At 60.5% G+C, this 22,819-nt stretch carries 23 protein-coding genes; 19 read left to right on the forward strand and 4 right to left on the reverse strand.

The features are described from left to right. Nucleotides 1–209: 209 nt before the first annotated feature. The 13 genes from Q8O80_RS09590 to Q8O80_RS09650 all read left to right on the forward strand — a co-directional run bounded on the left by Q8O80_RS09590 (nt 210) and on the right by Q8O80_RS09650 (nt 13,625). Nucleotides 210–1,214, forward strand: a complete 1,005-nt coding sequence (locus Q8O80_RS09590) for a BMP family protein (protein WP_305579241.1) — start codon at nt 210–212, stop codon at nt 1,212–1,214. 8 nt (nt 1,215–1,222) lie between these two features. Beyond that, complete coding sequence (locus tag Q8O80_RS09595) at nt 1,223–2,818, forward strand: ABC transporter ATP-binding protein (RefSeq protein WP_305579242.1); 1,596 nt, start codon at nt 1,223–1,225, stop codon at nt 2,816–2,818. Next, nucleotides 2,815–3,945, forward strand: a complete 1,131-nt coding sequence (locus Q8O80_RS09600) for an ABC transporter permease (protein ID WP_305579243.1) — start codon at nt 2,815–2,817, stop codon at nt 3,943–3,945. Before Q8O80_RS09595 ends, Q8O80_RS09600 begins: the two co-directional genes overlap by 4 nt. Before the next feature lie 3 nt (nt 3,946–3,948). Next, entirely contained in the window at nt 3,949–4,914 is a 966-nt protein-coding gene (locus Q8O80_RS09605) for an ABC transporter permease (protein WP_305579244.1), read from the forward strand. A gap of 25 nt (nt 4,915–4,939) precedes the next feature. After that, nucleotides 4,940–5,350 carry a cytidine deaminase gene (locus tag Q8O80_RS09610; RefSeq protein ID WP_305579245.1) on the forward strand — a complete coding sequence of 137 codons (411 nt, stop codon included), beginning with the start codon at nt 4,940–4,942 and terminating at the stop codon, nt 5,348–5,350. Then, nucleotides 5,347–6,141, forward strand: coding sequence for a purine-nucleoside phosphorylase (locus Q8O80_RS09615; protein WP_305579246.1), 795 nt, complete (start codon nt 5,347–5,349; stop codon nt 6,139–6,141). Before Q8O80_RS09610 ends, Q8O80_RS09615 begins: the two co-directional genes overlap by 4 nt. Continuing rightward, the gene (gene deoC / locus Q8O80_RS09620; RefSeq protein ID WP_305579247.1) at nt 6,138–7,127 is read left to right on the forward strand and encodes a deoxyribose-phosphate aldolase; all 990 of its coding nucleotides are present in this window, start codon (nt 6,138–6,140) and stop codon (nt 7,125–7,127) included. The genes Q8O80_RS09615 and deoC overlap by 4 nt, the downstream gene beginning before the upstream one ends. 7 nt (nt 7,128–7,134) lie before the next feature. Continuing rightward, on the forward strand, nt 7,135–7,461 hold the full coding sequence (locus tag Q8O80_RS09625; RefSeq protein ID WP_305579248.1) for a hypothetical protein: 327 nt from the start codon (nt 7,135–7,137) through the stop codon (nt 7,459–7,461). A 75-nt stretch (nt 7,462–7,536) separates the two neighbouring features. Further along, nucleotides 7,537–9,903 (forward strand): aldehyde dehydrogenase family protein, encoded by a 2,367-nt coding sequence (locus Q8O80_RS09630; protein WP_305579249.1) that lies wholly within the window; start codon nt 7,537–7,539, stop codon nt 9,901–9,903. A gap of 45 nt (nt 9,904–9,948) precedes the next feature. Further along, nucleotides 9,949–11,283 carry a thymidine phosphorylase gene (deoA, locus tag Q8O80_RS09635; RefSeq protein WP_305579250.1) on the forward strand — a complete coding sequence of 445 codons (1,335 nt, stop codon included), beginning with the start codon at nt 9,949–9,951 and terminating at the stop codon, nt 11,281–11,283. A gap of 2 nt (nt 11,284–11,285) precedes the next feature. Beyond that, a complete protein-coding gene (locus Q8O80_RS09640; RefSeq protein ID WP_305579251.1) occupies nt 11,286–12,503 on the forward strand; it encodes a phosphopentomutase in 1,218 nt (405 codons plus the stop codon). Nucleotides 12,504–12,526: 23 nt separating this feature from the next. Beyond that, on the forward strand, nt 12,527–13,168 hold the full coding sequence (gene upp, locus Q8O80_RS09645; protein WP_305579252.1) for a uracil phosphoribosyltransferase: 642 nt from the start codon (nt 12,527–12,529) through the stop codon (nt 13,166–13,168). Nucleotides 13,169–13,226: 58 nt separating this feature from the next. Next, nucleotides 13,227–13,625, forward strand: a complete 399-nt coding sequence (locus Q8O80_RS09650; RefSeq protein ID WP_305579253.1) for a VOC family protein — start codon at nt 13,227–13,229, stop codon at nt 13,623–13,625. A 77-nt stretch (nt 13,626–13,702) separates the two neighbouring features. Here Q8O80_RS09650 and Q8O80_RS09655 read toward each other — a convergent pair whose 3' ends face one another. The 4 genes from Q8O80_RS09655 to Q8O80_RS09670 all read right to left on the reverse strand — a co-directional run bounded on the left by Q8O80_RS09655 (nt 13,703) and on the right by Q8O80_RS09670 (nt 16,109). After that, entirely contained in the window at nt 13,703–14,323 is a 621-nt protein-coding gene (locus tag Q8O80_RS09655; protein WP_305579254.1) for an HAD family phosphatase, read from the reverse strand. 67 nt (nt 14,324–14,390) lie between these two features. Beyond that, nucleotides 14,391–14,963, reverse strand: a complete 573-nt coding sequence (locus Q8O80_RS09660; protein WP_305579255.1) for a TadE/TadG family type IV pilus assembly protein — start codon at nt 14,961–14,963, stop codon at nt 14,391–14,393. Next, the gene (locus Q8O80_RS09665) at nt 14,963–15,532 is read right to left on the reverse strand and encodes a TadE/TadG family type IV pilus assembly protein (RefSeq protein WP_305579256.1); all 570 of its coding nucleotides are present in this window, start codon (nt 15,530–15,532) and stop codon (nt 14,963–14,965) included. The genes Q8O80_RS09660 and Q8O80_RS09665 overlap by 1 nt, the downstream gene beginning before the upstream one ends. Nucleotides 15,533–15,653: 121 nt before the next feature. After that, nucleotides 15,654–16,109, reverse strand: a complete 456-nt coding sequence (locus Q8O80_RS09670; RefSeq protein WP_305579257.1) for a pilus assembly protein N-terminal domain-containing protein — start codon at nt 16,107–16,109, stop codon at nt 15,654–15,656. 375 nt (nt 16,110–16,484) lie between these two features. On the opposite strand from Q8O80_RS09670, the gene Q8O80_RS09675 reads away from it, so the two are divergent. The 6 genes from Q8O80_RS09675 (at nt 16,485) to Q8O80_RS09700 (ending at nt 22,815) form a co-directional block, all read left to right on the forward strand. Further along, a complete protein-coding gene (locus Q8O80_RS09675; RefSeq protein ID WP_305579258.1) occupies nt 16,485–16,664 on the forward strand; it encodes a Flp family type IVb pilin in 180 nt (59 codons plus the stop codon). 147 nt (nt 16,665–16,811) lie between these two features. Continuing rightward, a complete protein-coding gene (locus tag Q8O80_RS09680; RefSeq protein ID WP_305579259.1) occupies nt 16,812–17,315 on the forward strand; it encodes a prepilin peptidase in 504 nt (167 codons plus the stop codon). Nucleotides 17,316–17,526: 211 nt separating this feature from the next. Further along, complete coding sequence (cpaB, locus tag Q8O80_RS09685; protein ID WP_305579260.1) at nt 17,527–18,462, forward strand: Flp pilus assembly protein CpaB; 936 nt, start codon at nt 17,527–17,529, stop codon at nt 18,460–18,462. 13 nt (nt 18,463–18,475) lie between these two features. Then, a complete protein-coding gene (locus Q8O80_RS09690) occupies nt 18,476–19,888 on the forward strand; it encodes a type II and III secretion system protein family protein (RefSeq protein WP_305579261.1) in 1,413 nt (470 codons plus the stop codon). 127 nt (nt 19,889–20,015) lie between these two features. Next, the gene (locus Q8O80_RS09695) at nt 20,016–21,287 is read left to right on the forward strand and encodes an AAA family ATPase (RefSeq protein WP_305579262.1); all 1,272 of its coding nucleotides are present in this window, start codon (nt 20,016–20,018) and stop codon (nt 21,285–21,287) included. 34 nt (nt 21,288–21,321) lie between these two features. Next, nucleotides 21,322–22,815 (forward strand): CpaF family protein, encoded by a 1,494-nt coding sequence (locus Q8O80_RS09700; RefSeq protein ID WP_371136157.1) that lies wholly within the window; start codon nt 21,322–21,324, stop codon nt 22,813–22,815. Nucleotides 22,816–22,819 lie beyond the last annotated feature (4 nt).

Genomic DNA, 22,819 nt, shown 5'->3' on the forward strand with positions numbered 1-22,819 from the left:
TGCAATGCAGTGCTCGGGCTGTGCTGTCAGCCTGGCTGACGGGTGCGTGGCCAGCGGCCTGATGGTCAAATTTTGACCAACCGGAAAAATATCATCAATTGCATCTTGCAAGCTGCCGATTTGCACGATTGTATCGACTGATAGTGCACGCCGAGCATCCGCTGCAGCCAACGGCCAGCGCAAGCGTGTCAGACAGGGAGACGAACTCAATGAAATTCACCACCTTTACCAAGGCCCTTGCCAGCAGCGTTGCGCTGAGCGCGGTTCTCACAGGTGCCGCCCTTGCCGATCCTGCACTGATCTATGACCTCGGCGGCAAGTTCGACAAATCGTTCAACGAAGCGGCCTATAACGGCGCCGAAAAATGGAAGGCCGAGACCGGCGGTAACTACATCGACCTCGAACTGCAGAACGATGCCCAGCGCGAGCAGGCTCTGCGCCGTTTCGCCAGCCAGGGTGCCAACCCGATCGTGGTGATGAGCTTTATGTGGGAATCGGTGCTGGGGCCGCTGGCGGCTGAGTTCCCCGACACCAACTTCGTGGTGATTGATGCGGTGGTGGATGCGCCCAATGTGCAGTCCATCCGCTTTGATGAGCATACTGGTTCATTCCTCGTGGGTGCCCTGGCTGCCATGAAGTCCGACGCCGGGACCTTCGGCTTTATCGGGGGCATGGACGTGCCGCTGATCCATCGTTTCTATTGCGGCTATGCGCAGGGTGTTCGCTCTGTCGATCCCGAAGCAAAGCTGATTGAAAACTACACGGGCACCACGCCTGCCGCCTGGAATGATCCCGTGACTGCCGGTGAATTGGCCAAGGCCGCCATCGATCAGGGCGCCGAGGTGGTCTTTGCTGCCGCCGGTGGTTCGGGCCTGGGCGTGTTGCAGACCATGGCCGACAACGGCAAGTTCGGCATCGGCGTCGATAGCAATCAGAACTACCTGCATCCTGGTTCGGTGCTGACCTCGATGGAAAAGCGTGTTGATAACGCGGTCATCGAAGCCTTCACCAATGCCGGCGATGACGCCACGTTCAAGCCAGGCAAGATCGATCTGGGCCTGGATGGCGACTTTGTTGGCTACGCTCTTGATGAGCACAACAAGGATCTGATCACCGAAGACATGATCACCCAGGTCGAGGCTCTCAAGGCCAAGGTCCTGTCGGGCGAGATTGTCGTCCACGACTATGAATCCGATTCGTCCTGCCCGCTGTAAGCGGCCAGATGAGCGACACACCCCCACCCATCAAGCAGCGGCCGGAAACGGCCGCTGCTTCGGCCCCAGCCAGCGGCTGGGCGATCGAGCTTGAACAAATCAACAAGCGCTTTGGCGCCGTTCAGGCGAACAAGGATATCGATCTCAAGGTCGGACGCGGCACCATCCACGGTATCGTCGGGGAAAACGGGGCCGGCAAATCCACCCTGATGTCCATTCTTTATGGGTTCTACACCGCTGACAGCGGCACGATCCGCGTCAACGGCACCCGCCAGGCCATTACCGACAGCCGCCATGCGCTGGCGCTGGGTATCGGCATGGTGCACCAGCATTTCATGCTGGTCGACAATTTCTCCGTCCTCGAAAACGTCGTGCTGGGCGCCGAGGATTCCGGATTCATCCGGACCAGCCTGGATCGGGCGCGCAGCGAACTCGATCGGCTGGAGCGCGAATACGAGTTGGAAGTGGACCCGGACGCCCTTATTGAGGAGATCTCGGTCGGCCAGCAGCAGCGCGTCGAAATTCTCAAGGCACTGTATCGCGGCGCTGAAATCCTCATTCTGGACGAGCCCACCGGCGTGCTGACGCCCAAGGAGGCCGACGATCTGTTCCGTGTGCTGCGCACCCTGCGCGAACAGGGCAAGACGGTGATCATGATCACCCACAAGCTGCGCGAGATCATGGCGATCACCGATGCGGTTTCGGTGATGCGGCAGGGCGAGATGGTGGCCACGCTCAAGACCGCCGAGACCAATGCCGGAGAGATTGCCGAACTCATGGTTGGTCGCCACGTCCTTCTCGATGTCAGCAAGGGGCCGGCCACGCCGGGCGAAAAGCGGCTTGAGGTCAAGGATCTCGTGGTCAAGGACGACATGGGTATCACCCGCGTCAAGAGTATCAGCTTTTCGGTGCGGGCTGGCGAGATCGTTGGCATTGCCGGGGTTTCCGGCAATGGCCAGTCCGAACTGCTCGAAGCCGTGACCGGCATGCGCGACCAGCACGGCGGTCAGGTCATCCTCAACGGCCAGGCGCTCTCGCTCAAAGGCGATGATGGCGCCGCCAGGGCACGCATGGCGGGCCTTGCCCATGTGCCCGAGGATCGCCAGCGCATGGGACTGGTCACCGATTTCTCCGAATGGGAAAACGCCATTCTGGGCTATTCGACCCGGCCCGAATACGGCGCCGGTCCCATACTGGATATTGCCGCCGCCAAGGCCAAGGCGGCCGAGCAGATCGAGAGATTCGACGTGCGGCCAGCCGACATCAATCTGAAAACCGCGCTGTTTTCGGGCGGCAATCAACAAAAAATCGTGCTGGCGCGCGAAATGGACCGCGACCCCGAAGTGCTGGTGGTGGGCCAACCGACACGTGGCGTCGATATCGGCGCCATCGAATTCATTCACAACCAGATCATCAAGATGCGCGATGCGGGCAAGGCTATTCTGCTCGTCTCGGTCGAACTTGACGAAATACGCTCGCTTGCTGACCGTATCCTGGTGATGTTCGACGGCCAGATCGTGGGGGAGGCCGACCCGGCCACCGCCACCGAGGGCCAGTTGGGTCTGATGATGGCCGGCGTCGTCGAGGAAAGGTCCACCACTTGAGCGCGCTCAAACCCCTACCGCGCTGGGCCGATGTGGCCCTGCTGCCCCTGCTCAACCTGTCGCTGGCCATCCTGGTATCGGGTCTGGTGGTGCTGATGATCGGGCAAAATCCGTTCATGGCCATCTGGGCCGTCATCACCGGCGCCTTCGGTAGCGGCTACAACATCGGCTATACGCTGTACTATGCCACCAATTTCGTGTTCACCGGCCTCGCCGTTGCGCTGGCGGCCCATGGCGGCCTATTCAATATCGGCGGCAACGGCCAGGCCTATGTGGCCGGTCTGGGGGTCATTCTGGTTGCCCTGGCCCTGCAGGATACCCATTGGCTGATCGTCGCCCCGGCGGCGCTGGTTGCCGCAGCGGTATTTGGTGGCGCCTGGGCGTTCATTCCCGGCTATCTGCAGGCCAAGCGCGGCAGCCACGTGGTCATCACCACCATCATGTTCAACTTCATCGCCTCGGCGCTGATGATTTACATGCTCAACCGTGTGCTCAAGCCCGCCGGGGTCTCGGGGCCGGAATCGGCCATGATCGCCGAAAGCGGTCGCATGCCCAAGCTGGGCAGCTTCTTTGCGCCCTTCAATTATACCCCGGTCAATATTTCCATTTTCATCGCCATGCTGGCGCTGGTTGGGGCCTATATCCTGATCTGGCATACCAAATTCGGCTACGCCCTGCGCGTCATGGGCCAGAACCCGACGGCCGCCCGCTATGCCGGCATTTCCAACTCCCGCATGATCATCATCACCATGACCCTGTCAGGCGCGCTGGCGGGCCTGGTGGCCTTCAATGAAGTGCTGGGGGTGCAGAACCGGCTGGTGCTCGACTTCGTTGCCGACGCTGGTTTTGTCGGCATTGCCGTGGCGCTGATGGGGCGCAACCATCCCTTTGGCATCGGGCTGGCAGCCCTGCTGTTCGGCGCGCTGTATCAGGGTGGCAATGAGCTGCAATATGTAATCTCCGGCCTCGACCGCACCGTGGTGGTGATCATCCAGGCATTGGTGATCCTGTTCACCGGGGCGATGGAGGGTCTGTTCCGACCTGGTCTGCAGCGCAGCTTCATGTTGTTTTCGCCAGAGCAGAAGGCCGAAGCCGTCGCTGTCTCTACCGTCAAGACGGAGAACTGAGACATGGATGCTGCAGCCATTATTTCCATTCTCGACGCCACGCTGCGCCTGTCGACGCCGCTGCTGCTGGCGTGTCTGGCCGGGCTCTATTCGGAGCGCGCCGGGGTGTTTGATATCGGGCTTGAAGGCAAGATGCTGGCGGCCGCTTTTGGTGCGGGCGCCGTGGCTGCCGTTACCGGATCAGCCTGGCTCGGCCTGCTGGCCGGCATTGGCGTATCAGTGGCGACGGCATTGCTCCAGGGCGCCGCCGCTATCTCGCTCAAGGGCAACCAGCTGATTGCCGGCGTCGCCATCAACATGCTGGCGGCGGGTCTGTGTACCTTTCTTGGCCAGCAATGGTTCCATCAGGGCGGACGCACGCCGGCCCTGGGGCCGAACGGTCGTTTCAGCACCATTGACCTGCCTTTTGCGCATGAGCTTTCCGGTATCCCCATTCTCGGCCCGATCTACGCCGAACTGATCTCGGGCCACTATATTCTGGTCTATGTCGCCTTCATCATGGTCCCGGTCACCGCCTATGTGCTGTATCGCACGCGGTTCGGGCTGCGGCTGCGCGCCGTGGGCGAAAACCCCAAGGCTGTCGACACTGCCGGTATCTCGGTCAACAAATTGCGTTATCAGGCGGTCATCATTACCGGCCTGCTGTGCGGTCTGGCCGGGGCCTATTTCTCCATCGCGCAGGGCTCGGGCTTCGGCAACAACATGACGGCTGGCAAGGGCTTCATCGCCCTGGCGGCGCTGATTTTTGCCAAGTGGAAGCCACTGCCCGCCATGTTCACCTGCCTGCTGTTCGGTTTTCTCGACGCGGCGCAGATCCGACTGCAGGGCGCGCGGGTATTCGACATCGAAGTTCCGGTGCAGGCCATTCAGGCGCTACCCTATGTGCTTACCGTCGTGCTGCTGGCCGGGTTCATCGGCAAGGCCGTGGGACCCAAGGCCGGCGGCGTTCCCTATACCAAGGAGCGCTAGCCGCACCTGGCGCAAAGGACGAAACATGTCAAAAACGCCGACCGATCAGGCCCTGTTCGAGGCCGCTGAAGCTATTCGGGCCAAAGCCTATGCACCCTATTCCGGCTTCAATGTCGGCGCCGCCATCCTGGCCGATGACGGCAAGATCTATGCTGGCTGCAACATTGAAAACGCCGCCTATCCGCAGGGCAATTGCGCCGAGGCTTCGGCCATCGCGGCGATGATTGCTGGTGGTGGCAAGCGCATCACCCGAATTTATGTCACGGGGCCGGGCACCGCACCCGTTACTCCTTGCGGCGGCTGCCGCCAGCGCATCCGCGAATTTGCCGATCTCGACATTGAGGTGATCTCGCACGGTGTCGATGGTGAGCCGCTGATCCGAACCCTCGATTTTCTACTGCCGTATAGTTTTGGACCGGAGTATCTTGCCAAATGACCAAGGCGTCCAAGACCATCCACAAGATCGCCGGCAAGCAACCGATCGATGCCGCCATCGTGCTGGGTTCCGGGCTGTCAGCCATTGGTGACCTGCTGGCCGACAAGATTACCATCCCCTATTCCGAGCTGAAGGGATTTCCCGGCGGCGGCGTCTCCGGCCATGGCCGCGATCTGCTGATCGGCATGCTGGGCGGCAAGCGGATTGCGGTTCTGACCGGCCGCGAGCACTATTACGAACACGGCAATGCTGCCGCCATGCGGCCGGCACTCGAAGCCATGGCCGATCTGGGCGCAAAGACCCTGCTGCTGACCAATTCGGCCGGGTCCCTTGATGCGCGGTTTCAGCCCGGCGATTTGATGCTGCTCAGCGATCATATCAACTATGCCGGCATGAACCCGTTGATCGGCGAGCCGACCGACCGCCGCTTTGTGAACATGGTCAATTGCTATGACCCTGAGCTGCGGGACAAGGCGCATGCCCTGGCCGGGCGCCTTGATATCAAACTCGGCGAAGGCGTCTATCTGTGGTATTCCGGCCCGAGCTTTGAGACGGTGGCCGAAATCCAGATGGCGATCCGCCTGGGCGCCAACGCCGTGGGCATGTCGACCGCACCCGAAGTCATTCTCGGGCGTTTCCTGGGAATGAAAGTATGGGCCTGCTCGTCCATCACCAATATGGGCGCGGGCCTGTCGAGCGAAAACATCAGCCATGAGCACACCAAGATCATGGCGGTTCAGGGCGCCGAGAAGCTGAAACAGCTGATCCCGGCGCTGGTGGAGGAGTTATGAGTCTGCGCGTCGTTGACAACAGCCAGCCGCAGAGCCCGCACAAGCGCAATCCCGGTTTTCCGCTCGATCTCGATTGGGTCGAACGCGTCCGCATGAACCGTTCGGCGCTGGAGCGCCGCGCCGTCTCGATTGGCGCGCGCCGCACCGTCAAGAAGGACTACCAGCTGGCCTGGCTGCTCAAGGCCATCACGCTGATCGACCTGACCACACTCAATTCCGACGATACCGACGGTCGCGTCGAGCGGCTATGCGCCAAGGCACGCCACCCGCTGCGCCAGGATATTCTTGACTGGCTCGATGTCCCCGACCTGCGCATCCTGCCGGGCGCCGTCTGCGTTTATCACCGCTTTGTCAAAACCGCTGTCGAGGCGCTTGATGGCTCGGGTATTCCGGTGGCCGCTGTCTCGACGGGTTTTCCGCATGGCCTGGCGCCGCTCGAAACCAGGCTCAAGGAGATCGAGATGTCGGTCGCCGACGGGGCGGCCGAAATTGACATCGTCATCGAGCGCGGCATGGTGCTGCGCAATGATTGGCAGGGCCTCTACGATCAGGTCCGCGCGTTCCGCAAGGCCTGCGGCGACGCCCATATCAAGACTATTCTGGGCACCGGCGAACTGGCCACCCAGACCAATGTCGCCAAGGCGAGCCTGGTCTGCATGATGGCTGGCGCCGATTTCATCAAGACCTCCACCGGCAAGGAAAAGGTCAATGCCAATCTGGTCACCAGCCTGACCATGATCCGCATGATCCGCTGGTTTGCCGAAGAGACCGGCATCGAGATCGGCTACAAGCCGGCCGGTGGCATTTCCAGGAGCAAGGATGCACTCAACTACATGGCGCTGATGAAGGAGGAACTGGGCACTGGCTGGTTGCAGCCGCATCTGTTCCGCTTCGGCGCCTCGAGCCTGCTCACCGATATCGAGCGGCAGATCGAGCATGGACTGACCGGGCACTACGCGGCCGATTATCGGCAGCCCATGGTTTAACCACGCCATGAAGTTGGAATTTGCGGACGACGTATTCACTGTTGCGGGGCGCATCATACGCGCGCCTTGGAAGCTGCAAGACCTGCGTCAGATCGACGAGCGGATCGTGGCCTTGGCTAAGTTTGAGGACTTGAGGCCGCCATCGCTTGGACTAGCGTGCTACTCGAAAAAGGGCGACCTGCTTTGGGAAGCGAAGACGTGGGAGCGGTACGAAGAGCATGTCTACGCCGCGATCCGAGAAGAGCAGTCGCTCATGGCAAACTCAATGGGCGGGTGGCTTTGCAGCATTGATATTGAAACCGGACGGATTACCGACCGGGTGTTCACAAAGTAGCGCGTAGACGCCCGTCGCCCTTCTCATGAGGGCCAATGACCGGGAGGGCGCGTAACGCGCGCCGAGGAGAACGAAATGAACAAGATCGCGCAAATCTTCCAGACGCTGGATTACGGCCCAGCCCCCGAGGGCCCCGAGCAGGCCTATGCCTGGCTCGATGCCCATGACCGCAAGTTTGGTCATTTCATCGACGGCAAATGGACCAAGTCCGGCAAGACTTTCTCCTCGGACAATCCAGCGACCGGTGAAAGCCTGGCGCAGATCAGCAATGGCACCGCAGACGATGTTGATGCGGCGGTCAAGGCCGCCCGCGCCGCCTTCAAGGGCTGGAGCGCCCTTTCGGGCTATGAGCGTGGCAAATATCTTTATGCCATCGCGCGCGCCATCCAGAAGCATGCCCGCTTGTTTGCGGTGCTCGAAACCCTGGACAATGGCAAACCGATCCGCGAAAGCCGCGATATCGATATTCCGCTGGTTGCCCGCCATTTCTATCATCATGCAGGCTGGGCCCAGCACCTGAGCCGCGAATTTCCCGACGCGGTGCCCTATGGCGTCTGCGGCCAAATCATCCCGTGGAACTTTCCCTTGCTGATGCTGGCCTGGAAGATCGCCCCGGCGCTGGCCGCCGGCAATACGGTGATCCTCAAGCCCGCCGAATTCACCTCGCTGACCGCGCTGTTGTTTGCCGAAATCTGCGAACGCGTCGGCATGCCCAAAGGCGTGGTCAATATCGTGACCGGGGAGGGCGGCACCGGCCAGGCCATTACCGCCCATGCCGGCATCGACAAGATCGCCTTCACCGGTTCGACCGAAGTAGGCAAGGCGATCCGCGCCGTCACCGCCGGGTCGGGCAAGGGGCTCAGCCTCGAGCTGGGCGGCAAGTCGCCCTATATCGTCTTTGAAGACGCCGATATCGACAGCGCCATCGAAGGGCTGATCGACGCCATCTGGTTCAACCAGGGCCAGGTCTGTTGCGCCGGCTCGCGCCTCTTGGTGCAGGAGAGCATTGAGGCCCGCTTCATCACCAAGCTCAAAAAGCGCATGGCAAGCCTGCGCGTCGGCGATCCGCTGGATAAATCCATCGACATCGGCGCCATGATTGCGCCCGTGCAGGTCGAGCGCATCAAGGACTTGATGAAGCGCGGCGTTGCCGATGGCGCTGAGATCTATGAGCCCGATGGACAGTTGCCGGCCCGCGGCTGCTTCCTCAAGCCGGCTCTGGTGACCAATGTCTCGCCCGCCAATACGCTGGTAGCCGAGGAGATCTTTGGGCCGGTTCTGGTGGCCATGAGCTTCCGCACGCCCGAAGAAGCCGTGCAACTGGCCAATAATACCAAATATGGCCTGGCCGCCACGATCTGGAGCGAGAACATCAATCTCGCCCTCGATATCGCCCCCCAGATCAAGGCTGGCGTGGTCTGGATCAACGGCACCAATAATTTCGATGCCGCCGTGGGCTTTGGTGGATACAAGGAATCCGGCTATGGCCGCGAAGGTGGCCGCGAGGGCATGAGTGCCTATCTCAAGCCGGCCTGGGAGAAAGAGCTCAAATTGGCGCCTATTGCCAAAGCGGTGGCGCCCCGAGCCGGCAACCCGCTCGATACGGGTCATCTCGACCAGACCGCCAAGATGTATATCGGCGGCAAGCAGGCGCGACCCGATAGCGGCTATTCGCGCGCCGTACTCGACCCTTCCGGCAAGCTGATCGGCGAGGTTGGTGACGGCAATCGCAAGGATATTCGCAACGCCGTGGAAGCGGCGCGCGCTGCGCTCGGCTGGTCGACTACCCCGGCGCATACCCGCGCGCAGATCCTCTACTTCCTCGCCGAAAACCTTGACTATCGCCGCGACGAATTTGCCGCCCGCCTCAAGCTGCAGACCGGCGAGGACGGCACCGAGGAAGTGGCGCTATCGGTTGAGCGCCTGTTCGCCTTTGCCGGCTGGGCCGACAAATATGATGGCGCTGTGCACAACCCGCCGCTGCGCGCCGTCGCCGCCGCCATGATTGAGCCGCTCGGCGTCATCGGCATTGTTGCGCCAAACGCGCGGCCACTGCTGGGCTCGATCGCGCTGCTCGCGCCTGCGCTGGCCATGGGAAATCCTGTGGTGCTGGTGCCTTCAGGCACGTCCCCGCTCTCGCTGACCGATCTCTATCAGGTCATCGAAACCTCCGATGTGCCCAATGGCGTGATCAATATCGTCACCGGCGATAGCGTGGCGCTGGCCAAGACCCTGGCCGAGCATGATGGTGTGGACGGCCTGTGGTTTGTCGGCAGCGCCGACGCATCGGCCATGGTTGAGAAGGCCTCGATCAGCAATCTCAAGCAGACCTGGACCAGCCGTGGCCTGGAGTTCGATCTGTCCAACCGTCGCTTCGAGGGTGACTATTTCCTCGCCAAGGCCACCCAGGTCAAGAACGTCTGGATTCCGTACGGAGCCTGACCCGGATACCCCCTCCTGGCCGTCCCCCGACAAAGAAAGCAGCCCATGGTCTTCCTCCCCCAAGAAGTCATCGCCCGCAAACGCGACGGCCAGGAACTCAGCAAGGCTGAAATCGCCGCCTTCATGGATGGCTTTACCCGCGGCACGGTCTCGCACGCGCAGGCGGCTGCCTTTGCCATGGCGGTGTATTTTCAGGACATGAGCATGCCTGAGCGCGTGGCGCTGACGCTGGCCATGCGCGATAGCGGCACCGTGCTCGATTGGTCTGACCTCGATGGCCCGGTGGCCGACAAGCATTCGACTGGCGGCGTGGGTGACAATGTCAGCCTGATGCTGGCGCCGATCATGGCCGCCATGGGCATTTATGTGCCGATGATCTCGGGACGTGGTCTTGGCCATACCGGCGGCACGCTGGACAAATTCGACGCCATTCCCGGCTACCAGACCCAGCCCGACAATGAGCTGTTCCGCCAGGTTGTCCGCCAGGCCGGTTGCGCCATCATTGGCCAGACCGCCGATCTGGCTCCCGCCGACAAGGCGCTCTACGCCATCCGCGATGTCACCGGCACGGTCGAATCCATCCCCCTGATCACGGCCTCCATTCTGGCCAAGAAGCTGGCCGCCGGGCTGGACGCGCTGATCCTCGACGTCAAGACCGGTTCGGGCGCCTTCATGCCCACGCTGGAGCGCTCCCGCGAGCTGGCGCAAAGTCTGGTCACCGTCGCCAATGGCGCGGGGCTGAGGACCGGCGCGCTGATTACCGACATGAACGAGCCCTTGGCCAGCGCTGCCGGCCACGGGCTGGAAGTGCGCAATGCCGTCGATTTCCTGACCGGTCGGCATCAGGATGCGCGGCTCAAGGAAGTGACGCTGTCACTGTGCGCCGCCGTCGCCGAAATGACCGGCGTTGCCGCAACGGTCGAGGCCGGTCGCATGCTGGCCGAAACGGCCCTCGACAGCGGCCGCGCCACCGAACGGTTCGCCGTCATGGTCCATGCCCTGGGTGGCCCGGGCAACTTCATCGACAGGCTCGACAGCCACCTGGCCGCGGCGCCGATCATCCGCGATGTCTTCGCTGACAGCGCGGGGACGGTGTCGGAGATCGACACCCGCGGCGTTGGCATGGCGGTGGTAGCGCTGGGCGGCGGTCGCACCATGCCCAGCGACGATATTGACCACCGGGTCGGCTTTGATCGCCTCGCCGGGCTTGGTGCCGAGCTCGACAGTCACACAGCCATTGCCCGCATCCATGCGCGCGACGAAGCCACTGCCACGGAGGCTGAGCGCCGCATCAAGGCCGCCTACCGTCTGGGAGGCACTCCCACGATCTATGCGTTGATCCCCGACGCCGTGCCGTATCTGACCGCTCAGGAGATCTGACCATGCCCCGCGCCATCCTCTGCATTCTCGATAGCGTCGGTATTGGCGGGGCCCCCGACGCCGACAAATATGGTGATGTCGGCGCCAACACCTTCGGCCACATCGCCGAATGGGCCCATGCCGGCAAGGCCGACCGTGACGGGCTGCGCGCCGGGCCGCTCAACGTGCCCAATCTGGACGCACTGGGGATCGGCGCTGCCATCAAGCTCTCGACGGGCGTGCTGCCGCCCGGCCTGTCCGCAACCGCCAGTGGCGGCATCTTCGGTGTCGGTCGCGAGGTCAGCAATGGCAAGGACACGCCATCGGGCCATTGGGAAATCGCGGGTGTGCCGGTGCCGTTCGATTGGGGCTATTTTCCCCAGACCGAGCCGACCTTCCCGCCCGATCTGATCGCCGAATTCATCAAGCGCGCCAAGCTGCCCGGCATTCTGGGCGACAAGCATGCCTCGGGCACCACCATCATTGCCGAACTGGGCGAGGAGAGTATCCGCACCGGCAAGCCCATCTGCTACACCTCGATCGACTCGGTGTTCCAGATCGCCGCCCACGAGACCCATTTCGGCCTTGAGCGGTTGTATGAGATTTGCCAGATCGCCTTTGAGCTCACCGCGCCGCTGATGATCGGTCGCGTCATTGCGCGGCCCTTTGTCGGTGAGGATGCTGCCAGCTTCAAGCGGACTGGCAATCGTCGTGACTTTGCCATTCCGCCGCCCGCCCCGACCCTGCTCGATCGCAATCAGACCGCTGGGCATCAGGTCTATGCCATTGGCAAGATTTCAGACATTTATGCCGGCCATGGGGTCACTCACAAGATCAAGGGCACCGGCCTGGACCAACTGTTCGACAAGACGCTTGATGCCATGACCATGGCCGATGACAGGGCGTTGATCATGACCAATTTCGTGGATTTCGATAGCGAATATGGCCACCGCCGCGACGTGCCGGGCTATGCGGCGGCACTGGAGTTCTTTGATAGCCGCCTGCCTGAGATGATCGCGGCGATGCGGCACGATGATCTGCTGGTGCTGACGGCCGATCATGGCAATGATCCGACCTGGACCGGCTCTGATCATACCCGTGAGCAGATTCCGATCCTTGTCTTTTCCCCAAGCCTGGGGCAGTCAGAGATTGGCATTCGCACCACGTTCGCCGATATTGGCGAAAGCATAGCCCACTGGCTGGGGCTGGCGCCCGGCGCGCACGGCAAGAGCTTTCTTTAGAATAACAACAAGCAGGTGATCCCATGAATCCAGTGCGCGGCAACGTAACCGTCATCGATCACCCGCTCATTCAGCACAAGCTGACCATCATGCGAAACAAGGAAACCTCCATTGCCGGTTTCCGCCGCCTGCTGCGCGAGATAGCCCATTTGATGTGCTATGAGGTGACGCGCGATCTCGAACTCGAAATGATCACCATCGAAACCCCGATGGCGCAGATGCAGTCGCCTGCCATCAAGGGCAAGAAGCTGGTCTTTGCCTCCATCCTGCGGGCCGGCAATGGCTTGCTCGATGGCATGCTCGATCTGGTGCCGGCCGCGCGCGTCGCCCATATCGGGCTCTATCGCGACCATGAGACGCTCCAGCCGGTCGAATACTACTTCAAGGCGCCATCCAATCTTGAAGATCGGCTGATCATCGTGGTCGACCCCATGCTGGCTACAGCCAACTCTGCTACCGCAGCCATTGAGAAACTCAAGGAACGTGGCGCCAACAATATCCGTTTCCTGTGCCTGCTGGCGGCGCCGGAAGGCGTGGCGCGCTTCACCGAAGCCCATCCCGATGTGCCTGTCTTCACCGCCGCCATTGATGAAAAACTCAATGAGAAGGGCTACATTATCCCCGGCCTGGGTGATGCAGGCGATCGCATGTACGGCACGAAATAACGGTCTTCACGCGCGGGGTCCTCGCTACGCCCGTCCTCGCCAACTGAGAGTTCGATTTATGGCCAAGCTCGTCCACTCGATGATCCGCGTCATTGACGAGACGCGATCGCTCGATTTTTATCGGCGCGCCTTCGGTCTGCAGATTGTCGACCGGATCGAATTTCCCGAGTTTGCGCTGATCTATCTCAATGATCCGACGACCGGCGGCTTCGAGCTGGAATTGACGGTCAATTTCGGACGCACCCAACCCTATGATCTGGGCGATGGCTATGGCCATCTGGCGGTTGTGGTGGATGATGTCGATGCCGAGCACGCACGCCTGATCGCGGCCGGGTTTGCGCCGCGCAAGCTGGTCGATTTCAAGAATGGTGACAAGCTGGTGGGAAGGTTCTTCTTCGTCGCCGATCCCGATGGCTATCAGATCGAAGTCATCCAGCAGGGCGGCCGGTTCGGCTAGGCCTCATACCCTTCCTGAATTGCGGTGTCATTCCGGCTTTCGCCGGATGACATCCGAATTCGGGTGGTCCCGCCTGCCTACTTCGCCTTGAGTGGCAGACCGAGCGCGATCAATTCCTTGCGCAGCATGGTCGGGTCTTTGAAGTGGATGCCATGCATGCCAAATTTGCGCGCCGAGATGATATTGGACTCGCTGTCGTCGATGAACACGCAGTTTTCGGCGGCAATGCCGTAGCGCTCACTGAACACCCGGTAGAGCCGTGGATCAGGCTTCACCAAGCCTTCGAGGCCCGAGACGATCACCCCATCGAACTTCTCCAGGAAGGGCCAGTCGGGCAGGCAGCTGACCCACTTCTCCCAGGAAAAATTGGTGATGGCGAAAGTTGGGACTTCCTGCTCGATCAGTTCGTCATGAATATCGATCGTGCCCTGGATGAAGTCGCCCAGTGTTTCCTTCCAGCGCAGGTCAAACGCCTGGATTTCGCGCCAATACTTGGGAAAGCGCGTAATCAGCCTGGCAACGCCCTCAGAGTAGATCTCGCCAGCGTCAAATTCCAGATTCCAGTCCAGCGTGCAGATGTTCTGGTGAAACCACAGCGCGTCTTCTTCCGACTCGAAGAGCTTGCGGAACAGATACATCGGGTTCCAGTCGACGAAGACGCCGCCAATGTCGAATACGGGGACGAGCGTGTCTGTCATGGTCAACCTGCTTGGAGAAGGGATAGCACCCGGCTTGTGCCATGCAGGCCTGGGGGGTGCAAGTGCGCTAGTTCAGCTTGATCTCCTCGCCAAACCGCGGCATGTAGAAATTCTCGCGATACAGGTTTATCGCCTTGTCGAAGACAATGCCGTAGAGCGGTGTGTAGGTAGTAGCAGCCTCCGACACGATGACAAATTGCTCCGGGGCAATCGCCACAATCGCAGCCGGCAACAAATAAAGCGCTTCCTTTTCGTGCGCCCCCAGGCTTTGTCGCTCCTGGCCCACATAGCGCACGGACCATTTGACCCTGGCCTCGCCTTTGTCATCGACATAGACCTGCGATATGATCTGCTCCAGCGTGTCGTCCGCGTAGGGAGTCATGATTCCGCCGGCGACTTTGACATAATCATCAACAGTGTCTTTGATGATGGCGCCATTGGAGCGGGCCACCAGATCACCCACGGCCCCCGACACGGACTGCACCTTTCGGTCCATCGAGATCAGCGTGCTGCCTTCCACCATGCCGATATACAATAACAACATGATCGGCAGGATCATCGCAAATTCGACTGCAGCCACACCAGTCTCGGCGCGCTGGAAGCGCTCAATCCAGCGGAAGGCCCTGGCACGCGATCGCATCAGCTATAGGGCTCGTTGCGAAACACCGTGGCTGCCGCCATCAGGCGCTTCTGTTCGGGTAGATTGGCCAGGCTCATATCGCCAATCGACAGGATGACTGGCCACTTATAGTAGACCTGTACCACGACGATGCTGGAGCCTTTTCCCGAAGTATAGGTTTCCGGCCGGGTCCAACTACAGTTGGTGGTGCAGTTCAGGTCCACTGGCGGCGAAATTCCCAGCTCAGCGAAATTATTGATGGTTTGCACCTCGACATGCAGCCCGCTGCAATCGCCAAACAGCCCAAACAACCGATCGCAAACCCGGGCCTTGAAGTCCGCCGCATTCATGATGATGCCTTGCGCCTGTCCGGTACGAATTTGACGGCTGGTATCCTGTACGGCACTTTCGAGCACCTGGCCGGACAGGAACACCACGGAGGTTTCCAGAATGGCGCCAATGATAGAAAAGAATGGCAGGGCGAGCAGCCCGAACTCCACGGCAGTAGCACCGCGCTGATTGCGCGAAAATGCCCCAATTGGCCAGCGGCGCAGTGCTCGTCCAAACAATGTTCCCAGTGCGATCGCCATGGTTTTGCCTTGTTGCCAGAGTGCGACGCTATCCGCACATGGCTAACTGAAGGTTAGGATAGGGCCTCGTCGCGCTGGCAAGTGCACTACTGGTTAACGCAATATTGCACTCGGCAATCGGCTAGTTGCTCATTGAACTGACGAGGCTGGACGAGGCCACGGCCTGGCCAGAAAAGGCCGGGTCATCACCCATCATGATGATGTTCTGGCAAACCGGGGCGCAGGCTACGCTGGTGCGCGCCTGACCCTGATAGACTGTGGTGACGCCCGCCTGCATCTGCACCACCTCGATGATCGTATCGGCAATGGGGTTTCCTGCATTGTCCAGCACGATCAGATTGGTTTGGCCGAAGCTCTTTCCCGTCAAGATCAGGGTTTTAGGGTCCTGAATAGTGACATCGGCAATACCCGGATTGCCCACGATCACCGTCGCCGCAGCAGCATTGATGCGCAAGATGCGGGCCATGTTCACATTTACATTGATGGGCGCGCCATCGGCGGCCATTACGGGCGCCGCGCTCAGACCAGATCCAAGCGATAGGCAAAGGGCGAGAGCGGCGAGGAATTTGTTGCGCATGGCTGTTCCGGCGGTACTGATACTCAGGATGCCTATTTTCCACGCGAATGGTGAACAATTGGCAAACGCCGGATTTGCGGGGTTGGGCCGGTCGGATCAGTAAAACTGGACGATACTCTGCTTGATCTGCCGCCGGGCGCCGCAATGTCGAGCGCGTTACGGTGCGGTCCGGCGCGATGCTGTTTGTTGGTGCGCCCAATAGCAATGAATTTGCTTAAATTGCTGGTAACTATATTGAACTTGCTCGTGTTTTGGTGCGATTTACAGCATTCAATTAACGTCTTTTCAAGGAGTGACGCCTAGTTTCGCCAATGTTCGATGTGTGACGTGTCGGACGATGGCGTCTCTTGATGACGTAAAAAATGGAGTCTGGGAATGAACCTCTTCGCACGTTTCGCGCAGGACGAGTCCGGCGCGACCGCAATTGAATACGGCCTGATCGCCGCACTGATTTCTGTCGGCATCATTGTTGCCGTCAGCACTTTGGGTACCAACCTGGGTACTACCTTCAATACCATCTCGGACAAGATCGGCGAAAACAGCACGGCAAAATAGCCTGCTTCGAGTGCTGACCTTGCGTCGGAGACAAAAATTAAGATCTCGGGGGAGGCGGCAACGCTTCCCCCGTCCTTGTTTGGCCTTTGTTAACCCTGATTGGGCAGTTTGGCAGCGTCGGGCGCGGACCTGACGGGGAGCCTTGTCATGATTTCGAGCGTCGCTTTGCTGCTGTTTCCGGCCGGGATGGCCCTGGCAGCGACCTCTGACCTGCTCACCATGAAAATCTCCAACAAGCTGGTGCTGCTGATCGTCGCGGCGTTCTTTATGGTCGCCCTCGCCGTCCAGCTGCCACTCGATGTGCTGGGTATGCATGTGCTGTGCGCTGCTTTGGTGCTGGCTGTCGGCTTTGCCTTCTTTGCCTTTGGCTGGATCGGGGGCGGCGATGCCAAGCTGGCCGCCGCAACCGCCCTGTGGCTGGGTTTTGACCAAGCCGTGCCATTCCTGGTCTATTCCACCCTGCTCGGCGGTGTGCTGACCCTAGCCATTTTGGGCCTGCGCAATTTGCCATTGATGCCCGTGCTGGCGCGCTATGGGTGGCTCGAGCGGCTGCATGATCGCAAATCCGGCGTGCCTTATGGTATCGCCCTGGCGATAGCGGGACTGTTGATCTACTCCAACTCCATCATCTTTGAACGACTTGCTGCGTGAGTATTTAAGTCGTTGAGTATAGTTTGATTGTTGTTTGAATATCAAGCTGATGCTCATCGGTGTTGCCATCCTGACGATTCTTGGATCGACGGAATTTACTTATCATTAACTGAATTTGCCAAGCTTCAATTAACCAAACTTTGACCCTTTGGGTGCAAAGTCCGACCGGTCGAGTTGGGCGTCACCGCCCTGAGTGAAACCGGAGTAAGTTATGAAGCCGGCGCGTATCATCCTGTTGCTCGTTGCCCTTGTTGCCGGCGGATTGGCGGCGTTTCTGGTTACCCGAGGTGGCGGCGCAGTGACCGAGACGCAGTATGTCACCGAGGTTGTCGAAGAGGCCAAGACGCAGATCCTGGTTGCCCGAACGCCAATCGGCGTTGGTGAGCGTCTCAATCAGCAAACTCTTGAGTGGCAGGATTGGCCGCAAGGCGCGCTGCGCGCCGACTACGTGACCATTGCGGCCATGCCCGATGCGCCAGCTGAACTGACCGGCGCCGTGGCCCGCTATGAGTTTTTTCCCGGTGAACCAATTCGCGAGGCCAAACTGGTCAGCGCCGATCAGGGCTATCTCTCGGCGGTGCTTTCCCCCGGCATGCGCGGCGTTTCGGTTGGCGTCAGCGCGGTGTCCAGTGCCGGCGGCTTTGTCGTTCCCAACGACCATGTCGATGTTCTGCTCACTACCCAGGGCGCGGCCGGCGAACGCTCCGAAGTCATTTTAGCCAATGTCCGGGTCCTGGCCATCGGCAAGCGCCTCGGCGAAGTTGGCGCCAGCGGCGGGCAGACAGAAGATCAGGTTTCCTCGGGCAGTGCGCCCCAGGCAATCACCTTTGAGGATTCCACGATCGCCACGCTCGAGCTGGACCCAAGTCAGGCCGAGACTCTGATCAATGCGGCCACGCGGGGGCAGTTGACCCTCACACTCCGCTCGGTGGCCGATTTTGCCGAAGACACGACGGCGCAGCGGCCCAGCAATAACCAGACGGTTCGGGTGTTCCGCTTCGGCAAGGAGCAGAGCGTCATGGCGGGCAGCACCGGGGAGGTGCAAATCGCCCAAAGCGCAGGAATGAGTAGTGCCGATGAAGGTGAGAATAACCTTCCCGCAATTGAGCAGGCGCCAGACGCCGCAATTGAGCTTGCACCCCAGTAGGGCGGAGAACACCATGAAGACCACTTTGATAAAAGTTCCCCGCCCGTTGGTTGGCCTGCTGCTTGCTCCCGCTCTGGCCGTGGGTCTCGCCGTCGGCCCGCTCGGCATGGCGCCTGCGGCGGCCGAGGAAACGCACCTGACCATTGCATCGGCTGCCTATGGCGCGACGCGCAAGCTTGAGGTGCAGATCAACAAGACCGTACTGGTTGATCTGCCTGCCGGGGCCGCTGAAGTCATTGTCTCGCAACCCGGCGTTGCGGCCGCCATCATGCGCACTCGCACCCGGGCGATCATCCAGGGGGTCACGGGCGGCGATACCAATATCTTCTTTGTGGACGACCAGGGGCGGACCATCTCCGTTCTGGACGTCAAGGTTATCGTTGAGCCATCCCAGGTTGGCAACGCCCTTGAGACCGCGCTCGCACGCATCATCCCCGGCTCCAATATCTCGGTCGAGTCGATTACCCTGGGTGGCGCCACCAACCGCGTGGTCCTGACCGGCACAGTGCTGTCGAGCCAGGACAAGGAACGCGCTGAAGCCGTCGCTGTTCAATACGCCGGCGCCCCGGAAAATGTCGCGAGCATCCTCGATGTCTCGGGCAGTCAGCAGGTCATGCTGCAGGTCACTGTTTCTGAAGTGAAGCGCGATGTGGCCAAGCAGTTCGGCATCAATCTGGGCGCTGCCTTCAGTGTTGGCACGGCCAACTTCGGCATCAACAGTTCGACGATGAACAATACCTTTCCGCCCAGCGGCGCCGATGCCAGTTTCAACATTGGTGGCGTTGCGGTCAACGCCGCCATTCGGGCTCTCGAAGGCCGTGGCGCCCTGCACGTGCTGGCGCAGCCCACGCTCACCGCGATTTCGGGCGAACCAGCCAAATTTCTGGCCGGTGGCGAACTGCCATATTCGACTTATGATACGAGCAACCAACAGCAGACGGTTATCTTCAAGCCCTATGGCGTGGAGCTCTCGTTTACCCCGGTGGTCAAATCGAACGGCGTGATTGCGCTCAAGGTCGATACCTCGGTGTCAGAGCCGCAGGCCGACTTCTCCATCACCAAGCGACAGGCCAGCACGTCGGTGGAACTGGCAGCGGGCACGACCCTTGCCATCGGTGGGCTGTTGCAGGAAACCGCCCGCCAGCAGATCAATCAGCTCCCCGGTCTGGGTAATATCCCCATTCTGGGAGCGCTGTTCCGCTCGCGCGACTTTCAGACCGAACAGACCGAATTGGTCATTCTGGTTACCCCCTACCTGGTCAACCCCAGCCCTGCCAACGCCATCCCCGTACCCACGGACAGATCCGTCGTGGCCAGTGATGCGGAAAGCATTTTCCTGGGGCGTCTTGAGAATATGTACGGCGTGGCCGGCACCGGAGAAATCCGTGGCAGTTTTTCGGGGTCTGTCGGTTTTGTTCTCGACTAGCGCGGGACGAACCGGGTTTCACTGCTTGCCCTGCGGCAAGACATCAATGCGAGCCGGTGATTGAACTGAGTTTGATTGCCAAGGCTTTGGGGCCGCGCACCAGCCCCGATGAAGGAGAGTAGGTTTCATGAGTTTTCTCAGCCCAGATGGCAAAAAGCCCGATGATCCGGCAACCGACATTGCGGCTGGCGCACGCCTGATCCCGCGCATCACTATCCAGGCATTTTGTGAGCATTCCCAGACCGCCCAACTGGTCGAGAGTGCGATCCATGATCGGCGCATGTCCAAGGTGGCATTGACCACTCATAATGGTGGCATTGACGGGGCGATTGAAACCTACAAGACCAATCCCACCCCCAATCTGATCATCGTCGAGAGCACGCTATCGCCCGAACAGATTCCGGCGGCGCTCGAAAAGCTCGCCGAGGTGTGTGACGCCTCGACCCGGGTCGTCCTGCTGGGGCACGTCAACGACGTCCAGCTCTATCGTGAACTGGTTCGCTCAGGCATCTCCGAATACATCGTGCTCCCTGCGACGGCCAGCCAGATCGTTTCGGCGATCACCGAGCTCTTCGCTTCGGAAAATGCCGCCCCGATCGGGCGGACGGTCGGCTTTGTTTCGGCCAAGGGTGGCGCTGGCGGCTCCACTGTGGCGCACAATGTGACCTGGGCCATCGCCACGGCGCTGCGTCAGGACTGCCTCGTGCTGGACATGGATCTGGCTTTTGGTACAGCCGGCCTCAATTTCAATCAGGATCCGCCACACGGGTTGGCCGATGCCGTCCTTGCCAATCAGAAGGTCGACCAGACCATACTTGAGCGGCTGATGAGCAAGGCCGCCAGCCATATCAACCTGCTGACCGCCCCGGTAACGCTTGATCGCACCTTTGATTTTGAGGAACGCGAGTTCGAACAGATCATCGAGATGTGCCAGAACACGCTGCCAGTTGTGATCCTTGATATTCCGCACGCCTGGAATGCCTGGGTGCGCCACACGCTGGCCACCATTGATGAAGTGGTAATCGTTGCCGAACCTGACCTGGCCAATCTGCGCAATGCCAAAAACCTCGCCGACACCATCAAGGCGTTGCGGCCCACTGAAAATCCGCCCTCGCTGGTGCTCAACAAAGTCGGCTTGCCGCGCCGTCCCGAGATCGGCCCCGATGAATTTTCCAGCTCGGTCGAATGTGAGCTGATCGGTCAGCTGCAGTTCGACGCGGCGCTGTTTGGTACTGCAGCCAATAACGGTCAGATGATCGCCGAGGTCGCGGCCAACAACAAAATCAACGAGGTCTATCGGGCCATCGGCATGCAGGTGACGGGTCGGCAGGTCGGCCACGTCGCGGCCAAGTCGTCCGGTCTGATGAAGCTGCCCTCGTTTCTCAAGAAGCGGGCGTGACCGCGTATCGACAGCCTAGAATGGTAGGATGACTATGTTTGGCAAGCGCACCAGTTTTGGCGGCAATACCCCCGGCGTCGGCGAAGTCGCGCGCCCAGTACAGAGTCCGCCGCCGCGTGCCGATGTGCCGGCGCCGCCTGTGTCTCGCCCTGCCGACACGGACAGCATGGCTTCGCGCCTTCGCCCGGGCGAAGACGTCATTGACGTAGGCACTCCGGTCAACGCACAGCGTGACAAGGAATATTTCCACACCAAGTCCGCCATCTTCAATGCACTGATTGACAGCATCGACCTGAGCCAGCTGGCAACCATGGATCAGGTTGCCGCGCGTGAGGAAATTCGCGACATTGTCGCCGAAATCATCGCACTCAAATCCATCATCATGTCCATTTCCGAGCAGGAAGATCTGCTTGAGGACATCTGCAACGACGTGCTGGGCTATGGTCCGCTGGAGCCGCTGCTGGCCCGCGACGACATCGCCGACATCATGGTCAATGGCAGCCAGCGCTGCTACATCGAAGTGAACGGCAAGGTGCGGCTCACCAATGTCCGTTTCCGCGACGATTCCCATCTGATGAATGTGTGCCAGCGCATCGTCAGCCAGGTGGGTCGCCGTGTCGATGAAAGCTCTCCCATCTGCGACGCGCGCCTGCCGGACGGCTCGCGTGTCAACGTCATCGCCCCGCCACTGGCCATCGATGGCGCCGCGCTCACCATCCGCAAGTTCAAGCGCGACAAGCTGACCCTGCAGCAGCTCGTCAAATACAATTCCATCTCGCCAGAAGGTGCTGAAGTGCTGCGCATTCTGGGCAAGGTACGCGCCAATGTGCTGATCTCGGGCGGCACCGGTTCAGGCAAGACCACGCTGCTCAACTGCTTGACGGCTTTCATCGAAAAAGACGAACGCGTCATCACCTGTGAAGACTCGGCCGAGTTGCAACTGCAGCAGCCCCACGTGGTGCGGCTCGAAACCCGCCCGCCCAACCTCGAAGGCGAGGGCGAGATCACCATGCGTGATCTGATCAAGAACTGCCTGCGCATGCGTCCCGAACGCATCATCGTGGGCGAAGTGCGTGGCCCCGAGAGCTTCGATCTACTCCAGGCCATGAACACCGGTCACGACGGCTCGATGGGCACGCTGCACGCCAACAGCCCACGCGAGGCCCTGGCGCGTCTTGAATCCATGTTCACCATGGGCGGCTACTCCCTGCCCAGCCGGACCATTCGTGAGATGATCACCTCATCGATAGACGTGGTTGTTCAGGCCGCCCGTCTGCGCGACGGTTCGCGCCGCATCACCCACATCACCGAGGTGCTCGGCATGGAAGGGGACGTCATCGTGACCCAGGACATTTTCCTCTACGATATCACGGGCGAAGACGCCAATGGGATGCTGCTGGGCCGCCATCGCTCCACTGGCATTACCAAGCCGCAATTCGCCGAGCGTGCCCGCTATTTCAACGAAGAAGCCAATCTGGTCGAAGCGCTCGAGAAGTCCAATACCGAACAGCACGAGCTGATGGGGTAGTAGC

The sequence above is a fragment of the Devosia sp. genome, from assembly GCF_030689745.1.
GTDB classification, from domain to species: domain Bacteria; phylum Pseudomonadota; class Alphaproteobacteria; order Rhizobiales; family Devosiaceae; genus Devosia; species Devosia alba.

Bases quoted from the DNA above. Each gene is read 5' to 3' on its own strand.
- deoC (WP_305579247.1), top strand. From the start codon at position 6,138: ATGAGTCTGCGCGTCGTTGACAACAGCCAGCCGCAGAGCCCGCACAAG.
- deoA (WP_305579250.1), top strand. From the start codon at position 9,949: ATGGTCTTCCTCCCCCAAGAAGTCATCGCCCGCAAACGCGACGGCCAG.
- upp (WP_305579252.1), top strand. From the start codon at position 12,527: ATGAATCCAGTGCGCGGCAACGTAACCGTCATCGATCACCCGCTCATT.
- Q8O80_RS09665 (WP_305579256.1), bottom strand. From the start codon at position 15,532: ATGGCGATCGCACTGGGAACATTGTTTGGACGAGCACTGCGCCGCTGG.
- Q8O80_RS09615 (WP_305579246.1), top strand. From the start codon at position 5,347: ATGACCAAGGCGTCCAAGACCATCCACAAGATCGCCGGCAAGCAACCG.
- Q8O80_RS09650 (WP_305579253.1), top strand. From the start codon at position 13,227: ATGGCCAAGCTCGTCCACTCGATGATCCGCGTCATTGACGAGACGCGA.
- Q8O80_RS09700 (WP_371136157.1), top strand. From the start codon at position 21,322: ATGTTTGGCAAGCGCACCAGTTTTGGCGGCAATACCCCCGGCGTCGGC.
- Q8O80_RS09595 (WP_305579242.1), top strand. From the start codon at position 1,223: ATGAGCGACACACCCCCACCCATCAAGCAGCGGCCGGAAACGGCCGCT.
- Q8O80_RS09695 (WP_305579262.1), top strand. From the start codon at position 20,016: ATGAGTTTTCTCAGCCCAGATGGCAAAAAGCCCGATGATCCGGCAACC.
- Q8O80_RS09680 (WP_305579259.1), top strand. From the start codon at position 16,812: ATGATTTCGAGCGTCGCTTTGCTGCTGTTTCCGGCCGGGATGGCCCTG.
- Q8O80_RS09660 (WP_305579255.1), bottom strand. From the start codon at position 14,963: ATGCGATCGCGTGCCAGGGCCTTCCGCTGGATTGAGCGCTTCCAGCGC.
- Q8O80_RS09640 (WP_305579251.1), top strand. From the start codon at position 11,286: ATGCCCCGCGCCATCCTCTGCATTCTCGATAGCGTCGGTATTGGCGGG.
- Q8O80_RS09590 (WP_305579241.1), top strand. From the start codon at position 210: ATGAAATTCACCACCTTTACCAAGGCCCTTGCCAGCAGCGTTGCGCTG.
- Q8O80_RS09605 (WP_305579244.1), top strand. From the start codon at position 3,949: ATGGATGCTGCAGCCATTATTTCCATTCTCGACGCCACGCTGCGCCTG.
- Q8O80_RS09690 (WP_305579261.1), top strand. From the start codon at position 18,476: ATGAAGACCACTTTGATAAAAGTTCCCCGCCCGTTGGTTGGCCTGCTG.
- Q8O80_RS09670 (WP_305579257.1), bottom strand. From the start codon at position 16,109: ATGCGCAACAAATTCCTCGCCGCTCTCGCCCTTTGCCTATCGCTTGGA.
- Q8O80_RS09610 (WP_305579245.1), top strand. From the start codon at position 4,940: ATGTCAAAAACGCCGACCGATCAGGCCCTGTTCGAGGCCGCTGAAGCT.
- Q8O80_RS09655 (WP_305579254.1), bottom strand. From the start codon at position 14,323: ATGACAGACACGCTCGTCCCCGTATTCGACATTGGCGGCGTCTTCGTC.
- cpaB (WP_305579260.1), top strand. From the start codon at position 17,527: ATGAAGCCGGCGCGTATCATCCTGTTGCTCGTTGCCCTTGTTGCCGGC.
- Q8O80_RS09625 (WP_305579248.1), top strand. From the start codon at position 7,135: ATGAAGTTGGAATTTGCGGACGACGTATTCACTGTTGCGGGGCGCATC.
- Q8O80_RS09675 (WP_305579258.1), top strand. From the start codon at position 16,485: ATGAACCTCTTCGCACGTTTCGCGCAGGACGAGTCCGGCGCGACCGCA.
- Q8O80_RS09630 (WP_305579249.1), top strand. From the start codon at position 7,537: ATGAACAAGATCGCGCAAATCTTCCAGACGCTGGATTACGGCCCAGCC.